This window comes from Streptomyces durocortorensis, assembly GCF_016901035.1.
Taxonomy (GTDB): domain Bacteria; phylum Actinomycetota; class Actinomycetes; order Streptomycetales; family Streptomycetaceae; genus Streptomyces; species Streptomyces durocortorensis.
Genome location: NZ_JAFEUF010000133.1, coordinates 1 through 4,650, shown reverse-complemented (window position 1 = coordinate 4,650; position 4,650 = coordinate 1). Strand labels below are relative to the sequence as shown.

Sequence of the window (4,650 nt, the reverse complement as noted above, 5' to 3'; positions counted from 1 at the left end):
ACCCCTCCCCCCCCAGCACGTCTGCCCGTTGGGTCTCACCCCGCCAGCCTTGGGCGATGGCCACCTCTCACCATCCCCGGGGGGGTGGGCCGTTGGGGCGGCGCCCCCCCCCCCCCCCGCCACCGGCTGTCTGTCCACTCTGATCGCCTTGACCGCCATTCTGGGTCTCATCGTTTGCTGGTTGTGGTATCGGCACTGGCATGACGGGGACGTCAACAGCCAGCGCAGGGAGCAGACACGTGCATCAATCCTCGAAAGGGCCCAGGCCACAGCGAACAACACGAACAGTGCACTCGCCAGGAGCGGCTCCACTGACACCGATGCACTCGCCGATGTCATCTGGCGACACTCCAAGGCCCCAGTAATCACCTACGACACGTCCCGCCCTGAGTTCACCGCCACGGCCGCAGTGTCAGCCCATTACGACGAGAAGGTCATGATTCCCGGTGGCGGGAACGCCGAGGTGAGCCGATGTTTCACTTTCACCTACACCCAACGCCCCAACGAGACGTGGACGTCAAAGGTGTCGGAGTGGGGAGACGATGTATGCCGTCCGAGCACTCAGATCGGCGGCCGGGCCCGTCTGGCACTGACACGCATCTCAAGCATGTACGCCGAGGACTTGTCGCTTACCAGAGTCCAGAACGCCCTCGATCCCACTCGACTACGTTCCTTCGACGTCAAGAACGTGGTGCGTAGGGGAGGAATCGTGAAAATCTTCGTCCTCGTGTCAAGCTCAGGCGCGGAAGTCGAGCAGTGCTATCGCTTCACCCGGCGTGTCTTCGGCAGCGGTACAGAAGGTACCGCCACAGCGGTTCCGACGCCTTCTTGCTGAATGAGTGAACTGTCCTGGTAGCCGCCAGCTTCGTCGGCCCAGCCGTACCAGAACAGCTGGGACCATCGCGGCTGACAGGTCACCATGTCCTGAATAGACCTACGCCTCAACGTCGACGGCCGGTCGGCAGCGAGAGAATGGCAGACCCAGTTCCCTTGCGAGAGCGTCGACGGGCTGGTGGGGAGAGCTCGTAGAGGGGGCGGCGTTGAGTCAAAGGGAGGCAGGCCGCCCTGGCTCTTCCGGTCGCGGTCGGCACGGATGCTGGTGCCCAGTTGGGCAGCGCCTCCTGCATTCCCCAGAGCCGCTGTTCGTCGGACATCTGGCCCTCTTGTTGGTCAGGACGAGGGTACGCACAAGGTGGCTGGGCGCACGGCAAGGCCGCCCCTGCCTGATCGGCGTGGGGCGGCCTTCTGCGGTTCGGTCAGACGTGGGCGAGGCGATTCGAGAGGTCTACTCCCTAGGGGGAGGGAGTCGGCGTCGAGGGCTTCGGACCAGTCGGTGAACATCACGCGGCCTTGCCGGTGAGGGCGAGTTCCAGCACGCGCCGGTTGGCGGCGGCCTGCCGAGGGGTGATCGGCTGCTTCCACGGGTTGTAGGGCTCGGGTCGGGTGGGAACGAGCTCCAGCTCCAGGCGGGCCAGGGCCTGGTCCCGGACGGTCGGCGGGGCGGTGCGGGCAGTGCGCTGCTGCTCGCGTCGGCGGCGGTCCTGGTCGGCCACCACACCGGGCCAGTCGTCACCGAGCCGGGCCACGAGCTGCTTGCGCAGCCGGGTGCGTTCGCGCTTCGTGGTCGCCGCCCACACCCCGGTCGGGGTGAGGTCGGGGTTGGCGAGCGCCCACTTGAGGCACTCGGCAGCGACGGGGCAGCCGGAGCATGCCTTCTTGGCCTGGGCGGTGGCTTTCTCCCGGGCGCGCGGGTCGTCCGTGGTGCTGACGTCCTCGATGGCGAACACGCGGGGTTCGGTGCGGCAGGCCAGGGGCTGGTCGGAGTCAGGGAAGGGGATCCGGGTGTCGGCCGAGATCAAGGTCGCGGTGCCGGGACGGGAGCCGGGCATGAGGAACCTCCTCAAGGGGAGCGGAGCGAGACAGGGTGTGTGGTGCGAGGGCGGGACGGCGCGGTCAGGCGTGATCGTCGCCGCGGCGGCGTCCGGCCTGCGCGTCGGAAGCGAACCGGCCGAGACGGGCCTCGACCGGGTTCGCCGCGATCCACGCTTCGGCGCAGCTCTTATGGACCGGCTCACCGACGTGGGAGCGCATCGGGGTGGGCTGGTCGCACAGGGCGCAGGGGCGGTCCTGCCACCGGTCGAAATGGATGGCGTCGCGCCAGTCCAGGAGGTTGCCAGGCGCCGGGATCAGCCCCGGCTCGACCGGCGGCTTCTTCCCTCGGGTACGGGTCACGGGCGGAAGCCGGGCAGCTGCTGGAACACCTGGCCCAGCAGGTCCGGGTCCGGTTTCCAGGGGCCGAGCTGCCCGCGTGCGGGGGTGGGCAGGGGCAGCTCCTGGACGTCGGCGAGCTCCAGGTGCCAAGAGCCCGGGTGCGCCCACGGGGAGCAGAGCGGCGCGTCGTCGGGGTCCTGGTGGCAACCAGTGATCAGGGCAACGCCGACCACCGCGCCGGTGACCAGGGCGCGGCCGCGAATCGTGCGGGCGACCAACGGGAGACGCAGAGCGGTGCGGTCAATCTGCTGGCCCGCGTGCAGGAGCACCCAGCCGGTCCGCCACGGCCTCGGCCGGTTCTCGATCGTCTTGGCGCCGGTAAGGATGCTCGCCGCGTACGGCTGCTTGATGGTGATGCCCCGGACCCAGTCGCCCTCGGGCAGAGGCATGGCGCTCATGCCGCTCGCCCCCAGACCGCTGTCCCCGGGCGGCCGGCCCGGCGACCGTTGATGGACGGCACCGTGGTCTTATCCATGGTCGCGAGGACCGCGCTGCCGGAGTGCTTCCCGTCGTAAAGCGCGGCGTCGGCCGCCCTCTGCAACGCGGCCAGGTCGCGGGTGCCGAGCACGTCTGGGGCTGCGGCGCCGACGGAGGCGGCGACGTCGACCGTGCGCCCCGCGGGCCGGGGGGGGGGGGGGGGGCGCTCGATGCGTGGTGCCGCGGTGCGGGTGCGGGTGCGGCTCAGATGAGGCCGAGCTCGCGGACCGCGTCGCGCTCCTCGGTGAGCTCCTGCACGGAGGCGTCGATGCGCTTGCGGGAGAACTCGTTGATGTCCAGGCCCTGGACGATCTCGTACTTCCCGTCCTTCGTGGTGACCGGGAAGGAGGAGATGATGCCCTCGGGGACGCCGTAGGAGCCGTCCGAGGGGATGCCCATCGAGGTCCAGTCGCCGGCGGCGGTGCCGTTGACCCAGGTGTGGACGTGGTCGATGGCGGCGTTGGCGGCCGAGGCGGCGGAGGACGCGCCACGGGCCTCGATGATCGCCGCGCCGCGCTTGGCGACGGTCGGGATGAAGGTGTCGGCCAGCCACACCTCGTCGTTGACGACCTCGGCGGCGTTCTTGCCGGCGATCTCCGCGTGGAAGATGTCCGGGTACTGGGTGGCCGAGTGGTTGCCCCAGATCGTCAGCTTCTTGATGTCGGAGACGGCGGCGCCGGTCTTGGCGGCCAGCTGTGAGATCGCGCGGTTGTGGTCCAGGCGGGTCATCGCGGTGAAGCGCTCGGCCGGTACGTCCGGGGCGGCGGCCTGCGCGATGAGCGCGTTGGTGTTGGCCGGGTTGCCGACGACGAGGACCTTGATGTCGTCCGCGGCGTGGTCGTTGATGGCCTTGCCCTGCGGCTTGAAGATGCCGCCGTTGGCGGCGAGCAGGTCGCCGCGCTCCATGCCCTTGGTGCGCGGGCGGGCGCCGACGAGCAGGGCGACGTTCGCACCGGCGAAGCCGACGTTCGGGTCGTCGGTGATCTCGATGCCCCGCAGCAGCGGGAAGGCGCAGTCGTCGAGCTCCATGGCGGTGCCCTCGGCGGCCTTGAGGCCCTGCGGGATCTCCAGGAGGCGGAGGTTGACCGGCACGTCCGGGCCGAGCAGGTGGCCGGAGGCGATGCGGAAGAGCAGCGCGTAGCCGATCTGGCCGGCTGCGCCGGTCACGGTGACATTCACGGGAGTGCGGGTCATGGCGGTCTCCGTTAGACAGCTGGCGGTGGGGGTTCCGGCCCCTGGTGCCGGACCCTGGTGCTGGACTCCTCTTCCGCCCGGCCCGGCCTGACGACCAATCTTGACGTGAAGAGATTTCCAGCGGTCAGGCTATCGGACCCCGCAGGGCCGGACCGCCCGCCCCCCTGTGGCACCGCACACAACCGGTCACGCACCGCACGCACCGCACGCACGGGCGGGCGGCGGTGCGTGATGCGGGGTCGCCGCTGTCATTCGACCGGGTCGGTGCAGCCCTTCGTGCCGGAGGTGAGCGTCGCGCAGGCCTTCGCGTCGGACGCCTTCTTCACCGCGACCATCGGGGTGTACGCGTCGGTGTCCCCCATGACCTCGCCGTTCTGCGGCCCGGCGCCCCCGGTGATCTGCACGGTGTCGCCGATCGCCGCCTCGGTGAGACGGGCCCAGGCGGCGGAGCAGACCTTGCTGTAGCGGACCTCGACCTTGCTGCCGCCGACCACGGCGTTGGCCACCGTACGGGCGAACTCGCCGCCGCAGCCCATCGCCTCGGGGTCCTGCCCGGCGCAGTCCGCGCCGCTGCACTCGACGCCCACGGGCAGCTCGGGGGCGGCCGTGGTGGGGGCCGCCGAGGGGGGCCTGCGCGGCCGGGCCACAGCCCGCCCAGACAAGCCGGGAGCCCCGGCCCGGGGGTGTGGGGGGGGGCCCCCCGGCCGG

Annotated in this window: 6 protein-coding genes; 1 reads left to right on the top strand and 5 read right to left on the bottom strand. The window is 70.6% G+C overall.

Annotated features, from left to right (window positions below):
- The first annotated feature begins 148 nt into the window (after positions 1 to 148).
- Positions 149 to 835 (top strand): hypothetical protein, encoded by a 687-nt coding sequence (locus JS521_RS22775; protein WP_205084799.1) that lies wholly within the window; start codon positions 149 to 151, stop codon positions 833 to 835.
- 505 nt (positions 836 to 1,340) lie between these two features.
- Here JS521_RS22775 and JS521_RS22770 read toward each other — a convergent pair.
- The 5 genes from JS521_RS22770 to JS521_RS22750 all read right to left on the bottom strand — a co-directional run.
- The gene (locus tag JS521_RS22770) at positions 1,341 to 1,889 is read right to left on the bottom strand and encodes a WhiB family transcriptional regulator (RefSeq protein ID WP_205084798.1); all 549 of its coding nucleotides are present in this window, start codon (positions 1,887 to 1,889) and stop codon (positions 1,341 to 1,343) included.
- A gap of 64 nt (positions 1,890 to 1,953) precedes the next feature.
- Positions 1,954 to 2,232 (bottom strand): hypothetical protein, encoded by a 279-nt coding sequence (locus JS521_RS22765; RefSeq protein WP_205084797.1) that lies wholly within the window; start codon positions 2,230 to 2,232, stop codon positions 1,954 to 1,956.
- On the bottom strand, positions 2,229 to 2,669 hold the full coding sequence (locus JS521_RS22760; RefSeq protein ID WP_205084796.1) for an ASCH domain-containing protein: 441 nt from the start codon (positions 2,667 to 2,669) through the stop codon (positions 2,229 to 2,231). The genes JS521_RS22765 and JS521_RS22760 overlap by 4 nt, the downstream gene beginning before the upstream one ends.
- Positions 2,670 to 2,952: 283 nt before the next feature.
- Positions 2,953 to 3,942 carry a malate dehydrogenase gene (locus tag JS521_RS22755; protein WP_200722950.1) on the bottom strand — a complete coding sequence of 330 codons (990 nt, stop codon included), beginning with the start codon at positions 3,940 to 3,942 and terminating at the stop codon, positions 2,953 to 2,955.
- A gap of 248 nt (positions 3,943 to 4,190) precedes the next feature.
- Positions 4,191 to 4,650: DUF2690 domain-containing protein (locus JS521_RS22750; RefSeq protein ID WP_372448609.1), on the bottom strand; the 460-nt coding region annotated here is incomplete at its 5' end.